Source organism: Pedococcus sp. P3_C7, from assembly GCF_056402615.1.
This window is the reverse complement of the sequence record NZ_JBFUHC010000001.1, coordinates 552,427-573,197: the sequence shown is the minus strand read 5'-3', so window position 1 is coordinate 573,197 and position 20,771 is coordinate 552,427. Positions and strand designations below refer to the sequence as shown.

Sequence of the window (20,771 nt, the reverse complement as noted above, 5' to 3'; positions counted from 1 at the left end):
CCCGTGCCCTGGGCTATCCGCGAGCCTCGTTACTTCGGGCACCGACGAACAGGGTCCGAAGGTCCCGGGGCGTCAGCCCACGCAGGCTGGGCGCCTGGACCGCACCCACGATCACGGGCACCGGCACGACGTGCGGCACCGCGAGGGTCGGGACGCCGGCGGCCACGGCAGACCGGACCCCGGTGGGCGAGTCCTCGATCGCCACGCAGTCGGTGACCTCGACCCCGAGGGCCCGAGCCGCGGCGAGGTAGGGCTCGGGGTGGGGTTTGCCGTGCTCCACCTCGTCACCGGTGATGACCGCGGTGAAGGTGCCCGGTGGCAGTGCCTCGACGACTGCGTCGGCCAGCGACCGCCAGGACATGGTCACGAGGGCGTTCGGCACGCCGGCCTCGCCCAGGGCTGTCAGCAGCTCGACCGCACCCGGGCGCCAGGGCACGTGCTCGGTGACCTGGGCGATGACCCGCCTGAGCAGCTCCTCGATGATCTCGACCGGGTCGAGCGAGACAGGGCTGTTGTCCCGGATGAACTCCGCCGACACCATGAGGTCGTTGCCGACGAGCTGGTGCGCGTACTCGTCGTTCCAGATCCCGCCGGCCTCCTCGACGATCGCGTGTTCGGCGTTGATCCAGTAGGGCTCGGTGTCCACGAGCGTGCCGTCCATGTCCCAGAAGACCGCGGACGGGAGACCGTCCACGCGAGGCGAGGGGTCCTCGGACTGATCGGACTCGGGAGGCGGCATTGCGGGTGGCCTTCGTGGTGCGGGGATGGCGGCGCGCCCGACTATACGCAGCCGTGCGGAGGGCTCCGGACCACGGACCGTAGGCTGGACCTGGACCGCGCATCGCCAGCAGAGGAAGGAGCGGTGGTGATAGAACTCGAAGACGTCCCCGAGCTCAACAACCCCGTCGTGATTGCCGCCTTCGAGGGCTGGAACGACGCAGGAGAGGCGGCGACCGCAGCCGTCGACCACCTCGTCGACGTGTGGGACGCCGAGGCCATCGCAGCACTCGACCCGGAGGAGTACTACGACTTCCAGGTCAACCGGCCCCGCGTGGTGCTCGAGGACGGCCGGCGCCGGATCCACTGGCGGACCACCCGGATCCTCGTCGCCCGCTCGGCAGGGCTGGACCGCGACGTGATCCTGATCCAGGGCATCGAACCCTCCTTCCGCTGGCGGGCCTTCACCATCGAGCTCATGGAGTTCGCCCAGGAGGTGGGCGCGAGCACGGTGTTCACGCTCGGTGCGCTCATGGCCGACGTGGCCCACACCCGCCCGATCCCGGTGACCGCGACCTCCGACGACGACGACGTGATCCACCGTTTCGACCTCGAGCCGAGCCGCTACGAGGGGCCGACAGGCATCGTCGGGGTGCTGGCCGACGCCGCCACCCAGTCGGGGATGCAGTCGCTGTCCTGCTGGGCCGCGGTGCCGCACTACGCCGGCCACTCTCCCTCGCCGAAGGCCACCCTCGCGCTGATCTCGCGGCTCGAGGAGCTGCTCGACGCGACCATCCCCCACGGCGACCTGGCCGAGGGCGCCAAGGCGTGGGAGCGCGGCATCAACGAGCTCGCCGACACCGACGAGGAGGTCGCCGAGTACGTCCAGTCCCTCGAGGAGGCCCAGGACACCGCGGACCTGCCCGAGGCAAGCGGTGATGCGATCGCGCGCGAGTTCGAGCGCTACCTGCGTCGCCGCGGCCAGGAGGGGCCGGGCTGAGCCGGACGACCAGCCAACTCTGGCCGAGGCACCCGTCGCTCGCTGAACCGGACGCACATCGTCCGGAACCGGACCTAGCCTGCAGGCCTCACCGTCGGGCACCGAGCCCGCGCTGGAAAGGGGCCTGACCATGGACATCCTGCTGATCGCCGGACTGTGGCTCGACGGATCCGCCTGGGACGCCGTCGTGCCGGAGCTCGAGGCCCTCGGCCACCGCCCCGTACCGATCACCCTCCCCGGTCAAGGTGACGGCGCAACGGAGGCCTCTCTGGACGACCAGGTCGCAGCGGTGCTCAGCGCGGTGGACCTTGCCGCCCACCCTCCCATGGTCGTGGGGCACTCCGCCGCCTGCACCCTCGCGTGGCTGGCGGCCGATGCCCGACCTGACAAGGTGGCCCGGGTTGCCCTGATCGGCGGCTTCCCGTCCGCAGACGGAGAGGCCTACGCGGACTTCTTCGAGACCACGGATGGCGTCATGCCGTTCCCCGGCTGGGGGCCGTTCGAGGGAGCGGACTCGGCCGACCTCGACGAGGAGGCCAGGCGAGCCTTCGAGGCTGCGGCCATCGCGGTCCCCGAGGGGGTGACCAAGGGGGTGGTCCACCTCACCGACGAGCGGCGGTTCGACGTCCCGGTCGTGCTGGTGTGCCCCGAGTTCGACCCTGCGCAGGCCCGGGCGTGGATCGACGACGGTGAGCTTCCTGAGCTCGCCAAGGCAAGGCACCTCGACCTGGTCGACATCGACTCGGGCCACTGGCCCATGGTCACCAAGCCGAAGGCCCTCGCCCAGCTCCTCTCGGACGCCGCGACCGCCTGACGGGGCGGCGACCGAGGGGCTCAGCCGGGACTGACCAGCCTCAGACCCTGACTCCGAGGATGGCGTCGAGGGCGCGGGAGAGCACCCCCGCCGCGGAGCTGCTCGTGCCGCCGCGGGTCAGGGTCTGCCGGGCCCACGCGTCAACGGCAGCCAGTGCGCCCGGGGTGTCGAGGTCCTCGGCCACCCGAGCGCGGATCGCCTCGACGGCATCCGTGGAGTCAGGTGCCGTGTTGACCGAGAGGGCGGCGCGCCAGGTCTCCAGCCGCTCCTGGGCCGCCTCCAGCACGGAGTCGGTCCACGACCACTCCGTGCGGTAGTGCTGGGCAAGCAGCGCCAGACGGATGGCCATCGGGTCGACGCCGTCGGCGCGCAGCTTGGAGACGAGCACGAGGTTGCCCTTGGACTTGCTCATCTTCTGGCCGTCCAGACCCACCATCGCCTGGTGGGTGTAGGTCCGTGCGAAGGGCCGCTGGTCGGTCAGCACCACGGCCTGGGTCGCGCTCATCTCGTGGTGGGGGAAGATCAGGTCCGTCCCTCCGCCCTGGATGTCGAAGGCCATGCCCAGGTGCTCCAGTGCGATCGCGGTGCACTCGACGTGCCAGCCGGGCCGACCGTCGGGCAGACCCTCGACCGTCCAGGACGGTTCACCCTCGCGAGCGGCCCGCCACAGAAGGGGGTCGAGCTCGTCGCGCTTGCCGACCCGATCGGGGTCGCCGCCACGGTCGGCAAAGACCGCGAGCATCTCCTCGCGGTTCCAGTTGGACACCGCGCCGAAGCCGGCGTCCGCCGAGATGTCGAGGTAGAGGTCGTCTCCGTCGGACTCCGCGGTGTCGACCGGGTAGGCAGCTCCCCGCTCGAGCAGTGCGCGGACGGCGGCTCCCACGGGTTCGATGCTCTCGACGACACCCACGTAGTGGTCTGGAGGGATGACCGCCAGCGCGGTCATGTCCTCGCGGAACAGCGAGATCTCCAGCGCGGCAAGGTCTTCCCACTTGATCCCGTCGCGCGCGGCTCGCTCGAGAAGCGGGTCGTCGACGTCGGTGATGTTCTGGACGTACTCGACGTCGTGCCCCGCGTCACGCAGTGCGCGACCGAGGATGTCGAACGTGACGTACGTGGCGGCGTGCCCCATGTGGGTGGCGTCGTAGGGCGTGATCCCGCAGACGTACATCCGCGCGGTCGGTCCAGGGGTGATGGCGCGGACCGCGCCGGTCGCGGAGTCGAAGACCTGCACGGGGTGGCCGGTGCCGGGCACGGTGGGGAGGAAGGGCGTGGGCCAGGAGATCACAGCGGAAGCCTACGGGGGCCCTTCACACCGGCGGCCACGGGATGGCCGGCCACTCGCCGGTGGGCAGCGGGTATGCCGCCTCGGCGAGCAGCGCCGCGCAGCGGGCCTCCAGGGCGGAGAGCTCGGCCGTGGTCAGCAGTCCTGACAGGCCGCGGTGCAGCGACGACGTCGCGTCACCCAGGGCGTCGCGCACGGTCGTGATCCGGGACAGGTCGGCTGAGGACAGCGGCTGACCAGCGAAGCCCCAGAGCACGGTCCGCAGCTTGTCGTCCTGGTGCAGGCTCACGCCGTGGTCGAACCCGCGCAGGCGCTCGCCCTCACGGACGAGGTGCGAACCCTTGCGGTCGGAGTTGTTGATCACCGCGTCGAAGGCCGCGACTCCCCGGACATCCGCGCTGTCCTCGTGCACGACCACGACCGGCCGGCCGCGCTCGTCCTGTCCGCGGAGCACAGCCAGCCATCCCTTCGGAACGGCGTCGGGCGCCACGACGTCGACGACGTACTCCGGCTGGGTCTGCGGGTCGCCGACCCACCGCTGCACCGATCCGGGACCACGGGGCCCGTCGCGCAGGACGGTCTCGGGCACCACGTCCCACCCACCCTCGGCGCTGACCAGGTGGGCAGCCACCTCGCGGGCCGCCAGCGACCCGTCAGGGAAGTCCCAGAGAGGTCGCTCGCCCTCGATCGGCTTGTAGATGGCCAGCGGTCCCTCGTCGTCGCCGAGTCGCACGAGCAGGGCGAGGTTGGAGGCGTCGGCCAACGCCCCGAGCACCACTAGGTCTGCGCGCGCCAGGAGGTCGAGGGTGACCCGTGCGCCGCCTGCCGGCTGGGTCAGCGCTTGTAGCCGTTCGCGCGGGGGCAGATGTGCCCCTCTGGTTCGAGCGGGCCACCGCAGAACGGGCAGGGCGGGCGGCCGGCGGACACGACCGACTGGGCCCGGCGCGCGAACGCCCGAGCCCTCGACGGGGAGAGCACCACCCGCACCTGTCGAGGTTCCTCGGTGAGGACCTCCGGGTCGACGGCGGCCTCGGGGTCGTCGGGGTCTCGGTCGAGGCACTCGATCACCACGACGTGCCGGGTGTCGTCCCAGGCCAGGCTCAGCGCAGTGACACGGAACTCGTCCTCGATCGGGGTGTCGAGCGGTGCGTTGTCGACGACCTCGGCCGCGGCGTGGTCGCCACCCTCCCCCGCTGCATAGCTGTCGAGCAGGTCGTTGATGCGGTCGGCGAGAACCGACACCTGCTGCTTCTCCAGCGAGACGCTGGTCAGTCGACGTCCCTCGCTGGCCTGGAGGAAGAAGGTGCGCTGCCCCGGCGGGCCGACGGTGCCGGCGACGAACCGGTCCGGTGGATCAAACTCGACGAGCCCCATGGCGAAACTCTAACCGGCTCCCCCGCCGACGGTTGCGTCGCCCGCGACCGGCGCATCGGGTGTCGGCTGGAACCGGGTTAGGTCGGGGCTCAGGTCGTTGGCCGTCAGCAGGAACGTGTGTCGACCGCCGTACCGCACCGCCGAGACCGAGGCGGGGTCTGCGGTGTAGCTCTGGAACTGGGCCAGACCGGACCCGGTCGCGTCGGCCAGGACCGCCTTGAGGAGGTCACCGTGGGTCACGGCGACCCACAGCATGGAGCCTCCCGACGCCTCGCCGACCTCCCGGTCGTGGCGCCTGACGGCCGCCACGACGCGGTCACTCATGGCGCGAAGGCTCTCGCCGGCATACCGGTCGTCGTCCGGGAACCGGGCCGTCTCCGGGGCGTCCTGGACGGCTTTCCACAACGCCTCCTTGGCCAGCTCACCGAGCGGGCGGCCTGTCCACGCGCCGTAACCGCACTCCTGGAGGTCGTCGTCGACGGTGACCTCGACGCCCACCGCCGCGGCGATGGGTGCCGCAGTCTCGAGACAGCGTTCGAGCGGACTGCTCACCACCCGCGCGACGGGCAGCCCGCGGAACCGTTCCGCGAGGAGGCCGGCCTGCTCGCGACCCCGGTCGGTGAGGTGGATGCCGGGCAGCCGGCCGGCGAGGATGCCCTCACCGTTGGCGCTGGAGTGGCCGTGACGGACCAGCAGGACGGTGGGCACCTGCGCACTCTACGGCGCGCTGCTCGCTCGCTCGTCCGCGACGTGGTGAAGTAGGGCCGTGATCGTCGACCAAGCCATCTACCGCCAGGGCCAACGGCTGCCGTGCGGCGACCTCAGCGACGCGCTGGAGGAGCTACGCGGTGGGGACGACCCCCACGCCTTCCTCTGGATCGGGCTCAAGAACCCCACGGACGCGGAGTTCGACCTCGTCAACGACGAGCTCAAGCTGCACCCGCTGGCCGTGGAGGACGCGGTCAAGGGCAACCAGCGACCCAAGGTGGAGCTCTACGACAACACGATCTTCGTGGTGATGAAGACGTTGCGCTACATCGAGGAGACCTCCGACATCGAGACCGGCGAGGTGATGCTCTTCGTCGGCGACAGGTTCGTGGTGACCGTCCGGAGGGGCGAGGCGAACCCGCTGGCGGGGGTGCGGCAGGGGCTCGAGGCCAACACCGAGACGCTGCGCCACGGAGAGATCGCGGTGGTCCACGCGGTGATGGACAGCATCATCGACAACTACGTCTCCATCGACGCCGAGCTGCAGAAGGACCTCGAAGAGATCGAGGCCGCCGTCTTCTCGGGGTCCAGGTCCGCGAGCTCGACGACGATCTACCAGCTCAAGCGTGAGGTGCTGGAGTTCCGTCGCGCGGCGGTCCCCCTGGCCGCGCCGCTGCGGATGCTCCACGACGGGTCGCGGTCACCGTTGCCCCACAAGGAGGTCAGGCTGCTGTTCCGTGACGTCGCGGACCACCTCCTGCGCGTGATCGACCACGTCGAGTCCTACGACCGGCTGCTCACCGACATCCTCAACGCCCACCTCGCGCAGATCAGCGTCCAGCAGAACAGCGACATGCGGAAGATCTCGGCCTGGGTCGCGATCGCGGCCGTGCCCACGATGATCGCGGGCGTCTACGGCATGAACTTCGACAACATGCCCGAACTCCGGTGGCAGTACGGCTACTACCTCGTGCTGGTCGTCATGGCGTCGGCCTGCGTGGGCCTGTACCGCGCGTTCCGCAAGTCGGGCTGGCTCTGACCCCACCGGTGGCGCTGACGGGGCCTTGACCACGACGCCCTCATGCCTCAGGTGGCGGTCATCCACCCAGCGGCGAGGACGACGAGGAGCACGAGGCCCAGGGCGACGCGGTACCAGACGAAGGCCGTGATCTTGTTGCTGCTGACGAACTTCAGCAACCACGCGATCGAGGCGTAGGCCACGACGAAGGAGACCGCGACGCCGAGGATGATCGGGCCGATGCCGAGCAGCTTGAGGTGGTCGGTCTCGCTGAGCAGCTCGAAGATGCCCGCAGCCGTCAGGGCCGGGATCGCCATGAAGAACGACAGCCGCGTGGCCGTCAGCCGGTCCAGCCCGCGGAACAACCCGGCGGAGATGGTCGCGCCGGAGCGGGACACACCCGGGACCAGGGAAGCGCACTGCACGAGGCCGATGACGACGCCGTCGACGAGGGTGACCTGCCCCTCGCCGCGCTCGACCCCCTGGCGGGTGAGCATCGTGTGGCGGGTCTCGGCGAGCCACATCACGGCACTCCAGGCAAGGAGGGCCACCGCGACCACCCACAGGCTGCGCAGGCCGCCGCTGATCAGGTCCTTGGCCGCGAAGCCGACGATGCCCACGGGGATGGACCCGACGATCACGGCCCAGGCCAGCTGGTAGTCGTGGTGGGCCCGGGCCGGAGCGCTCACCAGGCCGGACACCCACGCCACGAGCAACCGGACGATGTCCTTGCCGAAGTAGAGCAGCGTGGCGACGATCGCCCCGAGCTGGATCACCGCGGTGTAGGCGGTCACCCCCGGGTCGTCGACCGTCAGGCCGAGCAGCTTCTCGGTGATCGTCAGGTGTCCGGTGGAGGAGACCGGGAGGAACTCGGTCAGCCCCTCCACGATGCCGAGGATGAGGGCGTCGAGATAGCTCAGGGTCAACGGTCTGCTTTCGGGGTAGTGAGGCGGTCAGGCCTGAGGAGGAAGCGGTGCGGCGCCGAGGTCACGGGCCAGTCTCCCCCATCAGCTCCGCCATCGTTCGCACGACATGCAGCCGGTCCTCGAGCCCCCCGGCAAAGGGTGCGATCGACAGCGTGCCGACCCCGGCGTCGGCATAGCGCGCCAGGCGGTCCCGGATGCGGTCGCGGGGACCGATGAGAGCCGTGGCGTCGATGAACTCGAAGGGAACTGCGGCTGCGGCATCACGGTGCTGCCTGGCCAGGAAGAGGTCCTGCACCCGCGCCGCCGCCTCCTCGAACCCCATCCGCACCGCCAGCTGGTTGTAGAAGTTCTGCTCCCGCGAACCCATCCCACCGATGTAGAGGGCCGCGTAGGGACGGATCGCGTCTGCGGCGGCCTCGACGTCGTCGGCGATCACGACGGGCACCGACGGAGCGATGTCGAAACCCTCGAGGGGGTTGTCGTCGGTCCCCCGGCCGGCACGCCTGCGGCCAGTGACCACGGACTGCACCAGGTCGCCGGAGTGCTCGGGGCTGAAGAAGATCGCGTGCCACCCGTCGGCCACCTCCCCTGCGAGCTCCAGGTTCTTGGGCCCCACAGCCGCGAGGTAGATCGGGAGATCTGGACGCGGCGGGTGGATCGTCAGCTTGAGGGCCTTGCCGGGGCCGTCGGCCACCGGGAGCGTGAAGTGCTTCCCGGCATACGCCAGGCTCTCCCGTCGCAGGGCCATCCGCACGATGTCGACGTACTCTCGCGTGCGCCCGAGGGGCGCCGCGAACGGGACACCGTGCCACCCTTCGCTGACCTGGGGACCACTGACGCCCAGGCCCAGGCGGAAGCGGCCCTTGGACAGGGTGTCGAGCGTGGCCGCGGTCATCGCCGTCATGGCCGGCGTCCGCGCCGGGATCTGCATCACTGCCGCACCGAGGTCGATCCGCTCGGTGAGGGCGCCGATCCACGACAACACCGTGGGGACGTCCGAGCCGTACGCCTCGGCAGCCCACGCCACGGCATACCCGAGCCGATCGGCCTCCTGCGCGACCGCCACGTTGTCCTGGTCCACGCCCATGCCGAAGTAGCCGAGGTTCACACCGAGTTCCATGGGTGCGAGGTTAGCGGCGAGTGCGCCGCGTCAGCCGGGCGGCGGCCGACTACCGTACGGGACCATGCGCCAGCGACGAATGGGCACCTCCGGACTGTCGGTGTCCCGCCTTGCCCTCGGGACGATGACGTGGGGCCGGACCACGGACGAGGAAGGCGCACGCGAGCAGCTGCGCACATTCCTCGATGCCGGGGGGAACCTCGTCGACACCGCACACGGCTACTCCGACGGCGCCTCCGAGGAGATCATCGGCCGCCTCATCGACGACGACGTCCAGCGGGAGGACCTGGTCATCTGCACCAAGTCCGGCATCTCCCGCCGCTCCGGCAACCGCGTCGTGGACACCTCACGGCACAGCCTGCTCAGCCAGTTGGACACCTCACTCGAACGGCTCGGGACCGACCATGTGGACCTCTGGCTGGTCCACACCTGGTCGGACGAGGCGCCACTGACCGAGACGTTGTCGGCGCTGGAATGGGCCGTCAACACCGGGCGTGCGCGCTATGTCGGTGTGTCGAACTTCAGTGGCTGGCAGGCGGCCAGGGCGATGTCGCTGCTCGAGCAGGCGCGAGTCCCCTTGGTGGCCAACGAGATCGAGTACTCCCTTGCCAACCGCAGCCCCGAGCCCGACCTGCTGGCCGCCGCACAGGCGCTGGGGTTCGGGCTGCTGCCATGGTCGCCGCTGGGCCGGGGCGTGCTGACCGGCAAGTACCGCAACGGGGTGCCCGCAGACTCCAGAGCAGCCTCGCGGGACTTCCCCCGGTTCACGGCCCGCTACCTCGATGACCGCAGCACCGGGATCGTCGAGGCGCTCGCCATCGCCGCCAAGGGGCTGGAGGTCAGCCTGGCCGAGGTCGCCCTGGCCTGGGTGCGAGACCGGCCGGGCGTGGTCAGCCCCGTTGTCGGCGCCCGGACCACGGCACAGCTGCGCACCTCGCTCGCCAGCGAGTCCCTCGAGCTCCCCGACGAGCTGGTGGCCGCGTTGGACGAGATCTCAGCCTGAGGCGTCAGGACTCGTCGTAGTCCGCGTCGTCCAGTCCTGAGTAGACACCGCCGTCGCCGTCCTCGTCGGGATGGTCGTCAAGCTCCTCGTCGTCGTCGTCGTCCTCGTCGTCTTCGGCATCTTCGGCATCTTCGTCGTCGTCGTCGCCGTCATAGATGTCGAGCGGCGTCATCTCGCCGTACGCCTGCAGGAGGGCGTCGTCGTAGGTCGCGAACGCGTCGGCCAGGTCGTCGTAGGCTGCGATGACCGTTGGGTCTTCCTCGCCCCGCTTGGATGCCGATGCCTCGAGGTGCCGCTCGAAGGCGGTCATGAGGTTGGCCAGCGCGCCACGCGGGTCTGCGGTCATGGCTCGACGGTATCGGGTTCTACGGCAAAATGGCGGACGATGGTTGAGTACGAGTACCGCGTGGTGAGTTTCACCCGAACAGATTCGCGATCCGACATTCGCCGGACGCTGACCGAGCACGCCGAGTACGGCCACTGGGAGCTGCACCGCACCCGGATCTACCTCGGTGGTCTGCAACGGACCTGGTTGCGCCGCAAGATCATCCGGGCGCCGCGCCCCATCTGACGAGGGATGGCGGGAGTCGGTGCAGACCTCCGGTCAGGCGTTGTTCGTGCCCGCTGCCCCGTAGTCGACGAGCCCGTGGGCCTTGCGGAGAAAGGCGATCCCGAGGGCGATCAAGCCGCTGGCCAGCAGCACGGTGGGTGCGAGGTCGGCGCCCGTGAACGCGAGCAACCCCGAGGCCCCGACCCTCGCTGCGCTCCCCGTCGGGTTGGCTGACGTGGCGGCCGCGCTGGTGGTGCCGCCGGTGGATCCCTGGGAGGTGCCGACTGACGCTCCGGCCGGGCAGGGCACGAGCAAGCGTTCCACGGGCAGCCCCACAGACCTGAGCTCGTCGAGGAGGTTGCGGTCGAGCACGACGATCGTGGTGCGGGCCGGCACACCGGCGCGGGTCAGCCGTACGCACGCCCCCAGCAGGTCCCGCACGGTGAGGTCCGCGCCCACGACGGTGTCACCGTCCGCAGCGGGTGCTGCGACGACGCGCGCGGACGCGCTCGTCCCCGGCGCGGTGCGAGCCGGGGTGCTCCGCTGTGGAGCGCTGCCGGACCCCTTCCCCGAAGGACTCTCCACGGCACCCTTGACGGCGCCGACGACCTGGGTCACCGGCGTGGTCGGGCCGGACGGTGGCGGCGCCGGCACGAGGCTGGTCGCGGTGCCGACCACCGCGCCAACGGGGTCAGGCACCACCTGGGGGGCAGCATGGGCGCCACCCTCACCGAGGAGAACCACCCCTCCCGCGAGGGCCAGGACCGCGCCGAGCCGAGCAACGCCACTGATCCGTTGACCAGTCCCCATGACCGTCCGCCCTTCGCGTGTGTCCACTACGGACTGCTCAACGACGGGCCGGACCGCGGGGATACGGCTGCAGCAGGGATTTGTGCGCGGTCAGCAGGTGGCGATGAAGCGCTGGAGCACCTTGGTCCCGAACTCGAGGGCCGAGACCGGCACCCGCTCGTCGATGCCGTGGAACATGGGCGCGAAGTCGAGGTCAGCCGGCAGCTGGAGAGGGGCGAACCCGTACCCCGTGATGCCGAGGGTGCTCAGCGCCTTGTTGTCGGTCCCCCCGGACAGGCAGTAGGGCAGCACCTCGGCACCGGGGTCCTCGGCGAGCAGGGCCGCCTTCATCGCCTCGACGAGCGGCCCTTCGAAGGGGGCGTCGAGCGCGATGTCACGGTGCACGACCTCGACCTCCACGTGCTCACCCGCGAGTTCCCGGATGGTGTCGAGGAGGTCGTCGTCGTGGCCCGGGAGGAACCGGCAGTCGAGCGAGGCGCAGGCGCTCTGCGGGATGACGTTGTGCTTGTACCCCGCCTCGGCCATGGTGAAGTTGGCGGTGTCCTGCAGCGTCCCCCTCACGAATCCCTGCGCACCCCCCAGGTGGTCGAGCAGGTCGTCGAGGTCCTCGTCGGAGTAGGACGTGCCGGTGACGGCGGAAAGGCCGTCCAGGAGCTCGCGCACCGAGGCGATGTACTCCCGTGGCCACTTGTGCTCGTTGATGCGGGTGATGGCTTCGGCCAGGCGCACCACGGCGTTCTCGTCGTTGGGCACCGAACCATGACCGGCCCGTCCGCGGGCGGTGAGGCGAAGCCACAGGATGCCCTTTTCGGCGGTCTGGACCAGGTAGGCCCGGGTTTCGCCTCCGGCGGTCGGCACCGTGACGCTGTAGCCACCGACCTCCGAGACCGCTTCCGACACGCCCTCGAAGAGCTCCGGGTGGTGGTCGACCACGTAGTGGCTCCCCTTGACACCTCCGGCCTCCTCGTCGGCGAAGAAGGCGAACACGATGTCCCGCGGGGGCTTGGCACCGCGGCGGGCCAGGTCGCGGATGTTGGCCAGGATCATGGCGTCCATGTCCTTCATGTCAACAGCGCCGCGGCCCCAGATGCAGCCGTCCCTCAGCTCGGCCGCGAGCGGGTCGACCTGCCAGTCGGCGGCGTTGGCGGGTACGACGTCCAGGTGACCGTGGATGCACAGGGCCGGGCGGTCGCGGTCCTCGCCCTCGATCCGGACCACGACGCTGGTGCGTCCGGGGTCGCTCTCGATGACGGTGGGTTCGAGGCCGACCTCGCGGAGCTGGGCCACGACGTACTCGGCGGCCTCGCGCTCGCCGGGTCCGGAGCCGTCGCCGTAGTTGGTGCTGTCGATCCGGATCAGGTCACGGCACAGCCGCACGACCTCGTCGACGGGAGTGGTGGCGGACTCGGTGACCTCGCTCATGCCGTCCAGACTAAGGGCGTTGGGTATGCAGCGCGGCCGCTCGTTCCACGGGATCCGTTGGGGGCTGGGCCGTTTGGGAGATGCGGTGTGCTGCGTGCTATCGTTCCGGGTCGCAGCAGGCGCTCCCCAAGGGGCCTGCTCAGCACCTTGTCCGGGTGGCGGAATGGCAGACGCGCTAGCTTGAGGTGCTAGTGCCCTTAACGGGCGTGGGGGTTCAAGTCCCCCTCCGGACACCACATGGAACGACCCCGACACGCTTCATCGTCGGGGTCGTTCTTCGCGTCAGAAGTCCACGCCGTAGATCGGGAGCATGAGCGGTGCACGCTGCGTGCTCCGCTTGGCCTCTGCCAAGAGGGCCGGGACGTCGCCGTTGAACCGGTTGACGCCCAAGGCCATGCAGACGAGCATCATCTCGACCGACCTCAGCGGCTGTGTCCACTTCAGCAGGACCGCGGCGGGAAGCGTGTGACGCATGGCCTCGATCTGGGAGAAGGTCGCGCGGTCGCCGCGGAACGACCCCCCTTGGACGAGCACCGCCCCCGCCGCGCCGAGTAGCGCCGTGCACGCGGTCAGCTGGTCCTTGGAGGCGTCCGTCGTGTCGATCAGCACGCGCACCTTGCCGGCCTGCGGCGTCACGGCCTCGACGACCGCGTCGACCTGCTCGGCAATCAGGTGCAGGCAGTCGTTCCCACGCCCGGGTGCGACGACCAAGGCGACCTCTGAGGCGCCGAGCGACACCAGTTCCATGGCTTCGGCAGCGAGGTCGACCGGGTCATGGAATTGCGACGGCCTGTCATGGAAGGCAAGAGCCGTCACGGGCGCTGTTCCGCTCCCAGTGAGTCGGCGGGCCGCGGTGGCCAGGTGCTCGGGACGACACAGGACCGCGGCAAGCCCGACCTCGGCGGCATAGTCGCATCCCCGTCGAAGTTCCCCATGGTCGACTTCAGGGCCGTGCAGCCGGTGTTCCAGCGCTCCCGCGAGTGACTCGCGGGTCACCACCTCGCGTTCGAGCTGGATCCGCGTCCGAAGCCACGCTGTGTCCAGTGCGAGCACGCGTCACCCTTCCTCCGGGGGGCCCAGGAACGGTTTCGCCTACCGCCGTTTCACGGGGTTTGTCCCCGAATGTACCGGTCAAGCGGGTGTGGATGCGCGCTGTGCGTCCACCGGGGTCAGCTCGCCTCGCTCACCAGGGCGGTCTGCATCAGCGCGAGGTGCGTCAGTCGTCGCTGCCGGGCATCGCCGGTGTTCCGACCCCGCACGAGCCGGCGACGCAGCTCGTTGACCAGCTCCTGGTTCGACACGAACCGAAGGACGAACGTGGGCTCACCCTCCTGGTTCTTCGGCAGCCCACACGCGATCCCGGCCGCCACCACCAGCTGACGGTAGGGCAGGTCAAGGGCTTTCGACAGCCGCGAGAGCGTCGACTCGTCGGGCATGGCGGACAGCTGCTCCGGGCCGACCAGGTTGACGACGACCTCCGGGCTCAGTCCGCTCTCGAACGTGAACTGCGAGACGGACCACCCCTTCTCGCGCAGCCGCTCTTCGATGACGATGCCGAGTTCATTTGCCATGGACGCTCCCCGCGTGAGCCGAATTGGAAGGGTTTCTTCCTTCTGGATGTGAAGAGGAAACCATGATGATTTGGGCTGCGTTCGGTAAACAGCAGAACAACTCATTAAAGGTTTGGTAAAGACGTTTGCATGGGGTTGAAGGCGCGCAAGGCTGGTAGCGGCGCGGCCCCCACCGGGTCGGGCCCTGCTGTGTCCGGCGACCTGCCGTGGCAGTGGACCAACGGCACCCATCGTGGGAGTTCGCATGCATCTCCGCAACGCAGCACCTGCCGTCCTCGCCACCGTCGTCGCAGCGGCGGCGATCGTCGCCGCAAGTCCCGCCCAGGCGGCCAAGCCGGTCAAGCCGACACCGGTTCCGTCGCACACGACGACCGTGGTGGGCACCGACCCGTTCGCTGCGGCACAACCCACCGCCGCGGGTCACCTCATCCGCGACCTCGGCCTCGACGGCGGGAGGCTCTACGTCGCCTACGGCGACTACGACGCGAACACCGGACCACAGCAGGTGCACACGTTCGACCCCGCGACCAAGGCGTTCTCGGGGAGCCAGCTCGAGGTGCCGAGCGAGGAGATCAGCGTCTACCGCAAGGTCAGTGGCAAGCTCTACGCGCCGATGACGGACCCGCGCGTTCCGTGGACCTCCAACGTTGGGTACGCGACCAACGCCACCGGTGCGTGGACCAACGAGATGAAGGCCCCCGCAGTTCACGTCTACGACGTCGCCACCCTGACCGGGAACGACCTGTGGATGGTCGGTTCGGTCGGGCAGTACGACCCCGCGGTGGCGGGCGGCGGGGCGGGTGCCTACCGGTCGACTGACGGGGGCCAGACCTGGCAGCTGGTCGCCAAGGACACCTCGGCCGTCGAGAACGGGTACGAGCGCTACTACTGGGCGGCCGCGATCAACGGCACGATGTACCTCCAGGCCACCGGTGTCACGGGAGGTGCGCCCCTGCGCGCCTTCAACGGGGTCACCTGGTCGACCGTCTCCCCCGGGTCCGTCGACCGGCCGTGCGGGACCGTGGCTGCCAACCGGGTCGAGGTCTTCAAGAACAAGATCGTCTGCGCGGGAGGCTCGTCCTACGGCGTCACCACGTTCAACGGGGTGAGCGCGGTGACCGCCGCGATCGGGGGACTCTCCGACCTGGCCGTCCCGGGTGACGGCTACATCTACGCCCTGACCTCCGCCGGCCTGTACCGCAGCCTCGACGGCAGCTCGTGGACCGCGCTCAGCACGGCACCCACCGGCGCCCAGTCCGTGGCCGTGGTCAACGGCAGCGTCTACCTGGGTATGAGCGACTCCACCATCGTGAAGGTCAACAACCTGACGGTCACTCCGGCAAGCTGACCTCGCGCTCAGCACCGCGGGTTCCGAGAGGTTGACCCCCGCCTCGTCCGTTCGGCCCTTCCATGGGGTGAACTCGGCCGATCCGCGGCGCGTCCGTGCACGGCATACCTGACGGGCTTCTACCGTCGAAGACGTGAGCACGCACACCATCCACCGCAGCACCAGCCACCACCCGCGCGTCCTGCGCGGAGCGCGGGGCTGGATCTGGGTCTGCGAGTGCGGTGGCGCATCGTGCCGGACGCCGGCACAGGCCCCGCTGGCCTGGCGTTCGGCCCTCATCGCCGCGTTGCTCCACTCGTCCACCGTCGCCCCCTGACGGGGCCCCGACACGCGACTCCCCCACACGCGTCCCCACGTGAGGAGGGCTGACGGGCTAGAGCCAGGTGTGCACCCGCACGGTCGTCCCGGTGTCGCACGACCGCAGCTGCACGAGGTCGCAGAGCTGGTTGACCATCCACAGCCCGCGGCCGTCCGGCTCCTCGGTGCTCGGGGCGAGTCGCCCGGTCAGGGGGTCCGCCACGACACCGCGGTCGGTGACCTCGCACACCAAGGCCTCCGGCGTGCGCCACAGTCGCAGGGTGCCGCCGTTGCCGTGCACGACCGAGTTGACACCCAGCTCGTGGAGCGCGAGCCCGAGGTCCTCGGCTCGTTCCTGCGGGACTCCGCAGACGCGAGCCACGTGGAGGGCCAGGTCGCGGACGGACCGCAGGGTCTCGTGCGTGATGGTCCGGACGATGCTCGTGACCGGCGGATCCGGGAGCGGCGTCGCAAAGGCCAACGCACCCTGCTCGCCTCCCGCGTAGGACTCGTTCGCCGTCGGCGTGCCATTCGGCTGCGCCACCCACGGGTGCGAGTGCAGGGCGACGTCGACGACCTCATCAGGCAGCGCCCCGACCTCGTAGGGGCAGCGCAACCACAACGGCGCCGACGCCGGGATGGCGTCGTTGAGCAGGGCCTCGTGCAACTGGCACTCGCTGACCTCGACACTCGACCGCCCCGCCCAGAGGGGTTCACCAACCCCACGCGAGGGTCGGTCCCCCGACTCGGTCACGAACTGGACCCACGCCGCGATGATCCGTGCAGGGTTGGCGCCGAGGTGTTCCATGGCGGCGAAGTCCACGTGCCTGGCCTCGTCGCCGAGGGCCGCCCGGACCGCCTGCAGGCGAGGTGCGGGGAGCGCCACGAGGACGCGTTCGCCAGCCAGCAGCCCCCCGCGCACGAAGTCGACGGTGTCGTGGACGAACGCATCCGGACGCGACCAGAACATCACGTCATGGACGTAGCCGTTGCTGGCGCGCGCTTCCCCCACGGCGAGGGAGGAAGGTGTCATGCCCATGAGTGCTCCGTGCGCGCGGCCGACCGGGACGCAGCACCCGGACTCACGCAAAGGGTACGCCTCCACGCACGCCGAGGGTGCAAGTCCGGAAAACCTGCTGAACAGCGAAAACGTGTCATCGCCATGGCGCATCTGGGAAGGTGGGCGGTGGCGGCCTGACGCCGCCGTCACACGCGATGGACCACTGCGTGAGGGACCAACCAGGAGGACCAGATGAAGATCGGCATTCCGCGCGAGGTCAAGAACAACGAGTACCGCGTGGCCATCACCCCATCGGGTGTGCACGAGCTCGTCGTCAACGGCCACGAGGTCTTCGTCGAGAAGGAGGCAGGGGTCGGTTCCTCCATCCTCGACGAGGACTACGTCGCCGCGGGTGCGACGATCCTCGGCACCGCTGACGACGTCTGGGGCACCGGTGACCTGATCCTCAAGGTCAAGGAGCCGATCGAGCCGGAGTACCACCGGATGCGCGAGGGCCAGACCCTCTTCACCTACCTGCACCTCGCCGCCGACCAGCCCCTCACTGAAGAGCTGGTCAAGCGCAAGGTCACCGGTATCGCCTACGAGACCGTGGAGCTTCCGGACCGTTCGCTGCCCCTGCTCGCCCCGATGTCCGAGGTCGCCGGCAGGCTGGCTCCCCAGGTCGGCGCTCAGACCCTGATGCGCGCCCAGGGCGGCCGTGGCGTCCTCATGGGCGGGGTCAGCGGGGTGTATGCCGCAAAGGTGGTTGTCATCGGCGCCGGGGTCTCCGGCATGAACGCCGCCGCGATCGCCCTGGGCATGCAGGCCGAGGTGCTGCTGCTCGACCGCGACATCGCCAAGCTGAGGCACGCGGACGCCATCTACCAGGGGCACTGCCAGACCGTCGCCTCGAACGCCTACGAGGTGGAGCGGGCCATCATCGACGCGGACCTGGTCATCGGCGCGGTGCTGGTCCCCGGTGCCAAGGCACCCAAGCTGGTCACCAACGAGCAGGTCTCCCGGATGAAGCCGGGCTCGGTGCTCGTCGACATCTCGATCGACCAGGGCGGTTGCTTCGAGGACTCGCGGCCGACCACGCACGCCGACCCCACCTACGAGGTGCACAACTCGGTCTTCTACTGCGTGGCGAACATGCCGGGCGCGGTGCCCCACACGAGCACCTATGCCCTCACCAACGTCACCCTCCCGTATGCCGTGCAGCTCGCCAACCAGGGATGGCGCGACGCGCTGAGGGCCAACGGGCCCCTCGCCCTGGGGCTCAACACGCACGACGGAGCAGTGACGTACGCACCCGTTGCCGAGGCCCACGGCTTCGAGTCCGTCGACCTGAAGACCGTGCTGGCCGGCTGATCCCCCTCCGGTGTCGGCGGGCGAGACTAGCGTGGGTCCGTGCTCCTCGCTGACGTCGTCGCCGCCTCGCGTGCTGCCACTGAGACTCGGTCCCGGCTGGCCAAGACGGCAGCCGTGGCCGACGCGCTGCGTGCGGCCGGCCCACACGACGCGGCGACGGTCGCGGCATACCTCTCGGGGGTGCTGCCGCAGCGACGCGTGGGGGTGAGCTGGCGCGGGCTGTCCGCCCTCCCCGAGCCGGCGCCTTCGGCGACCATCACGGTGGCGGAGGTCGACGCCGCCCTCACCACGATCGGCGCCATCTCGGGCTCGGGGTCGGGGGCCACGAGGGCAGCCGCGGTGGGGGCCCTGTTCGCCCGGCTGACCGCACCCGAGCAGGACTACCTCCGAGCGCTGGTGACCGGGCAGGTGAGGCAGGGCGCTCTCGATGGCGTGATGCTGGCGGCGATCGCGTCGGCCTCCGCGCTGCCGGAGGCCGACGTCAGGCGCGCGGTGATGCTGGCAGGGCATGCCGGGCCGGTTGCCGCGGCGGCCCTGACCGGGGGCGCCGACGCGCTGGCCGCGATCCACCTCGAGGTCGGTCGACCGCTGCGACCGATGCTCGCGGCGTCGGCCCCGGACATCGACGCCGCGTGGGAACAGGTGGGTGACACCACCGAGGGGGTCGTGGTCGACGGCAAGCTCGACGGCATCCGGCTCCAGGCACACCGCGACGGCGACGAGGTGCGCCTGTTCACGCGCTCGCTCGACGACATCACCGATCGACTACCTGAGGTGGTCGAGGCAGTCCTGGCACTGCACGTCGAGACCGTCGTCATCGACGGCGAGGCCATCGCGCTCGACGCCGCAGGGCGACCCCGCCCGTTCCAGGAAACAGCGTCCCGCACGATGAGCAGCACCGGTGTACCCGAGCTGAGGGCCCGGGTGCCGGTCACCCCGTACTTCTTCGACCTGCTCCATGTCGACGGCGAGGACCTGCTCGAGCTGCCGGCCTCGGTTCGGTTCGCCCGGCTCGCCGGGCTGGTTCCCGGCCCCTCCCTGGTGCCACGGATCACCGCGGCCACGTCCGCAGAGGCAGGGGACTTCTTCGGGCGCCTGGTGGGCGATGGGCACGAGGGCGTCGTGGTCAAGGCCCCGTCAGCGCCCTATGCCGCCGGCCGACGTGGTGCGGGCTGGGTGAAGGTCAAGCCCCGGCACACGCTCGACCTCGTGGTGCTCGCGGTCGAGTGGGGCAGCGGCCGACGCCGTGGGTGGCTGTCCAACATCCACCTCGGTGCCCGCGACCCAGACACGGGCGGATTCGTGATGTTGGGCAAGACGTTCAAGGGCATGACCGACGAGATGCTGGCCTGGCAGACGGAGCGGTTCACCGAGCTGGCCACCGACGGCACCGAGGGCTACGTCGTGCCCGTCCGTCCCGAACAGGTCGTCGAGATCGCCTTCGACGGCATCCAGACCTCGTCGCGCTATCCAGGGGGGATGGCGCTGCGGTTCGCGCGGGTGCTGCGGTACCGCGACGACAAGACGGCCGAGGAGGCCGACACCATCGACGCGGTGCGCAACCACCTCACCTGACGTGCACGCTGACGGACAGGTTGCTCGCATGGGGGGAAGTGCACGGTTGTTCCGCGACGACGAGGCCGCGTTCGAGCCCGTACCGGAAGCGAGCCTCATCCTGTCGTTGGAGGCCGAACTCGGTGTCACACTTCCCGAGGCGTACGTGCATCTTGCGAGCAAGCACAATGGCGGTCGCCTCGCGCGGGATGCCCATCGGACCGGCTCGCCGACGACGTGGGCAAGGGATCACGTCGGCATCACGAACATCGCTGCGATCGGCCGGACCGCGCCCTTCAGCCTTGGCGGGGAGCTCGGCAGCCGCTTCTGGGTCCGGGAGTGGGGCTATCCCGACATAGGCGTCTACTTCGCAGATTGTCCCTCCGCCGGGCACGACATGATTGCCCTCGACTATCGCGGCTCGGGCGAGCCCACAGTCGTGCACGTCGACCAGGAGGTCGGCTACCGGATCACGCTGCTCGCAGTCGACTTCGCCTCGTTCATCGAAGGTCTCGTACCGGAGGGCGACTTTCGGTAACCGCGGTCCCCGCCGGACGTGACCGGTCACCGGACCGGGTCACGCGACACGCCGTCGCCGACGTATCACCGGTCCCGGCCCGGCCTCTTGGGAGTCAGGACGTGCCAAGGGGCGGCGCGGCCAAGGGGGGCAGGACCATGCAGACGCGACACCACACCCGGGCGGACACGGCCCACCACCACCCTCACGTGCACCGGGCAGGGACCGGCACGTGGCGCTGGCAGTGCGACTGCGGTGGCGCCTCCTGCCGGACGGCCACCTCGGGGCTGAGCTGGCGCGAGGCCGTGATCGCGGCGCTGAACCACGCCACCTGCCTGGCCCCCTGAGCAACCTGACTCGGGCACA

Annotated in this window: 24 protein-coding genes and 1 tRNA gene; 12 read left to right on the top strand and 13 right to left on the bottom strand. The window is 70.1% G+C overall.

Annotated features, from left to right (window positions below; translation table 11 throughout):
- Positions 1-13: 13 nt before the first annotated feature.
- Positions 14-739, bottom strand: a complete 726-nt coding sequence (locus AC1DS4_RS02720) for an HAD family hydrolase (protein ID WP_477632151.1) — start codon at positions 737-739, stop codon at positions 14-16.
- 126 nt (positions 740-865) lie between these two features.
- On the opposite strand from AC1DS4_RS02720, the gene AC1DS4_RS02715 reads away from it, so the two are divergent.
- Both AC1DS4_RS02715 and AC1DS4_RS02710 read left to right on the top strand, forming a co-directional pair.
- Entirely contained in the window at positions 866-1,717 is an 852-nt protein-coding gene (locus AC1DS4_RS02715) for a PAC2 family protein (RefSeq protein ID WP_477612906.1), read from the top strand.
- A gap of 130 nt (positions 1,718-1,847) precedes the next feature.
- The gene (locus AC1DS4_RS02710) at positions 1,848-2,531 is read left to right on the top strand and encodes an alpha/beta fold hydrolase (protein WP_477632150.1); all 684 of its coding nucleotides are present in this window, start codon (positions 1,848-1,850) and stop codon (positions 2,529-2,531) included.
- A gap of 40 nt (positions 2,532-2,571) precedes the next feature.
- Here AC1DS4_RS02710 and mshC read toward each other — a convergent pair whose 3' ends face one another.
- From mshC to AC1DS4_RS02690, 4 genes are read right to left on the bottom strand one after another with little or no spacing between them, the layout of a single operon-like run.
- Positions 2,572-3,819, bottom strand: a complete 1,248-nt coding sequence (gene mshC, locus AC1DS4_RS02705) for a cysteine--1-D-myo-inosityl 2-amino-2-deoxy-alpha-D-glucopyranoside ligase (protein WP_477632149.1) — start codon at positions 3,817-3,819, stop codon at positions 2,572-2,574.
- Between the two features lie 22 nt (positions 3,820-3,841).
- Positions 3,842-4,612 (bottom strand): SCO1664 family protein, encoded by a 771-nt coding sequence (locus AC1DS4_RS02700; protein ID WP_477632296.1) that lies wholly within the window; start codon positions 4,610-4,612, stop codon positions 3,842-3,844.
- A gap of 38 nt (positions 4,613-4,650) precedes the next feature.
- On the bottom strand, positions 4,651-5,190 hold the full coding sequence (locus AC1DS4_RS02695) for a DUF3090 domain-containing protein (RefSeq protein ID WP_477612903.1): 540 nt from the start codon (positions 5,188-5,190) through the stop codon (positions 4,651-4,653).
- Between the two features lie 9 nt (positions 5,191-5,199).
- Positions 5,200-5,898: an MSMEG_4193 family putative phosphomutase gene (locus tag AC1DS4_RS02690; RefSeq protein ID WP_477632148.1), complete on the bottom strand. Its 699-nt coding sequence runs from the start codon at positions 5,896-5,898 to the stop codon at positions 5,200-5,202.
- 58 nt (positions 5,899-5,956) lie between these two features.
- On the opposite strand from AC1DS4_RS02690, the gene corA reads away from it, so the two are divergent.
- Positions 5,957-6,937 carry a magnesium/cobalt transporter CorA gene (gene corA / locus AC1DS4_RS02685; RefSeq protein ID WP_477612901.1) on the top strand — a complete coding sequence of 327 codons (981 nt, stop codon included), beginning with the start codon at positions 5,957-5,959 and terminating at the stop codon, positions 6,935-6,937.
- A 47-nt stretch (positions 6,938-6,984) separates the two neighbouring features.
- On the opposite strand, the gene AC1DS4_RS02680 is transcribed toward corA, so the two are convergent.
- Both AC1DS4_RS02680 and AC1DS4_RS02675 read right to left on the bottom strand, forming a co-directional pair.
- On the bottom strand, positions 6,985-7,842 hold the full coding sequence (locus AC1DS4_RS02680; protein ID WP_477632147.1) for an undecaprenyl-diphosphate phosphatase: 858 nt from the start codon (positions 7,840-7,842) through the stop codon (positions 6,985-6,987).
- Positions 7,843-7,903: 61 nt separating this feature from the next.
- Positions 7,904-8,962 (bottom strand): LLM class F420-dependent oxidoreductase, encoded by a 1,059-nt coding sequence (locus AC1DS4_RS02675; protein ID WP_477632146.1) that lies wholly within the window; start codon positions 8,960-8,962, stop codon positions 7,904-7,906.
- A gap of 64 nt (positions 8,963-9,026) precedes the next feature.
- Here AC1DS4_RS02675 and AC1DS4_RS02670 point away from each other — a divergent pair, with 64 nt between their 5' ends.
- On the top strand, positions 9,027-9,965 hold the full coding sequence (locus tag AC1DS4_RS02670; protein WP_477632145.1) for an aldo/keto reductase: 939 nt from the start codon (positions 9,027-9,029) through the stop codon (positions 9,963-9,965).
- A 4-nt stretch (positions 9,966-9,969) separates the two neighbouring features.
- Here AC1DS4_RS02670 and AC1DS4_RS02665 read toward each other — a convergent pair whose 3' ends face one another.
- Complete coding sequence (locus AC1DS4_RS02665; protein WP_477632144.1) at positions 9,970-10,311, bottom strand: hypothetical protein; 342 nt, start codon at positions 10,309-10,311, stop codon at positions 9,970-9,972.
- Between the two features lie 39 nt (positions 10,312-10,350).
- On the opposite strand from AC1DS4_RS02665, the gene AC1DS4_RS02660 reads away from it, so the two are divergent.
- Complete coding sequence (locus AC1DS4_RS02660; protein ID WP_477612896.1) at positions 10,351-10,536, top strand: DUF5703 family protein; 186 nt, start codon at positions 10,351-10,353, stop codon at positions 10,534-10,536.
- A gap of 33 nt (positions 10,537-10,569) precedes the next feature.
- Here AC1DS4_RS02660 and AC1DS4_RS02655 read toward each other — a convergent pair whose 3' ends face one another.
- Positions 10,570-11,325 carry a hypothetical protein gene (locus AC1DS4_RS02655; protein ID WP_477632143.1) on the bottom strand — a complete coding sequence of 252 codons (756 nt, stop codon included), beginning with the start codon at positions 11,323-11,325 and terminating at the stop codon, positions 10,570-10,572.
- A 90-nt stretch (positions 11,326-11,415) separates the two neighbouring features.
- A complete protein-coding gene (locus AC1DS4_RS02650) occupies positions 11,416-12,747 on the bottom strand; it encodes a M20/M25/M40 family metallo-hydrolase (RefSeq protein ID WP_477632142.1) in 1,332 nt (443 codons plus the stop codon).
- Between the two features lie 149 nt (positions 12,748-12,896).
- On the opposite strand from AC1DS4_RS02650, the gene AC1DS4_RS02645 reads away from it, so the two are divergent.
- Positions 12,897-12,983: transfer RNA gene (locus tag AC1DS4_RS02645), tRNA-Leu, on the top strand.
- 46 nt (positions 12,984-13,029) lie between these two features.
- Here the strand turns inward: AC1DS4_RS02645 and AC1DS4_RS02640 are convergent.
- Both AC1DS4_RS02640 and AC1DS4_RS02635 read right to left on the bottom strand, forming a co-directional pair.
- Positions 13,030-13,800 (bottom strand): hypothetical protein, encoded by a 771-nt coding sequence (locus AC1DS4_RS02640; RefSeq protein WP_477632141.1) that lies wholly within the window; start codon positions 13,798-13,800, stop codon positions 13,030-13,032.
- A 116-nt stretch (positions 13,801-13,916) separates the two neighbouring features.
- The gene (locus AC1DS4_RS02635; protein WP_477623791.1) at positions 13,917-14,318 is read right to left on the bottom strand and encodes a hypothetical protein; all 402 of its coding nucleotides are present in this window, start codon (positions 14,316-14,318) and stop codon (positions 13,917-13,919) included.
- A 244-nt stretch (positions 14,319-14,562) separates the two neighbouring features.
- Between AC1DS4_RS02635 and AC1DS4_RS02630 the strand changes: the two genes are divergently transcribed.
- Both AC1DS4_RS02630 and AC1DS4_RS02625 read left to right on the top strand, forming a co-directional pair.
- Positions 14,563-15,666, top strand: coding sequence for a beta propeller repeat protein (locus tag AC1DS4_RS02630; protein ID WP_477632140.1), 1,104 nt, complete (start codon positions 14,563-14,565; stop codon positions 15,664-15,666).
- Between the two features lie 133 nt (positions 15,667-15,799).
- Positions 15,800-15,982 carry a hypothetical protein gene (locus AC1DS4_RS02625; RefSeq protein ID WP_477612890.1) on the top strand — a complete coding sequence of 61 codons (183 nt, stop codon included), beginning with the start codon at positions 15,800-15,802 and terminating at the stop codon, positions 15,980-15,982.
- A gap of 57 nt (positions 15,983-16,039) precedes the next feature.
- Here AC1DS4_RS02625 and AC1DS4_RS02620 read toward each other — a convergent pair whose 3' ends face one another.
- Positions 16,040-16,996 carry an anti-sigma factor RsbA family regulatory protein gene (locus tag AC1DS4_RS02620; protein WP_477632139.1) on the bottom strand — a complete coding sequence of 319 codons (957 nt, stop codon included), beginning with the start codon at positions 16,994-16,996 and terminating at the stop codon, positions 16,040-16,042.
- A gap of 219 nt (positions 16,997-17,215) precedes the next feature.
- On the opposite strand from AC1DS4_RS02620, the gene ald reads away from it, so the two are divergent.
- From ald to AC1DS4_RS02600, 4 genes are all read left to right on the top strand, one after another.
- Complete coding sequence (gene ald / locus AC1DS4_RS02615; RefSeq protein ID WP_477632138.1) at positions 17,216-18,334, top strand: alanine dehydrogenase; 1,119 nt, start codon at positions 17,216-17,218, stop codon at positions 18,332-18,334.
- A 39-nt stretch (positions 18,335-18,373) separates the two neighbouring features.
- Entirely contained in the window at positions 18,374-19,909 is a 1,536-nt protein-coding gene (locus tag AC1DS4_RS02610) for an ATP-dependent DNA ligase (RefSeq protein WP_477632137.1), read from the top strand.
- A 28-nt stretch (positions 19,910-19,937) separates the two neighbouring features.
- Entirely contained in the window at positions 19,938-20,426 is a 489-nt protein-coding gene (locus AC1DS4_RS02605) for an SMI1/KNR4 family protein (RefSeq protein WP_477632136.1), read from the top strand.
- Between the two features lie 137 nt (positions 20,427-20,563).
- Positions 20,564-20,752, top strand: a complete 189-nt coding sequence (locus AC1DS4_RS02600; protein ID WP_477612881.1) for a hypothetical protein — start codon at positions 20,564-20,566, stop codon at positions 20,750-20,752.
- Positions 20,753-20,771: the final 19 nt, after the last annotated feature.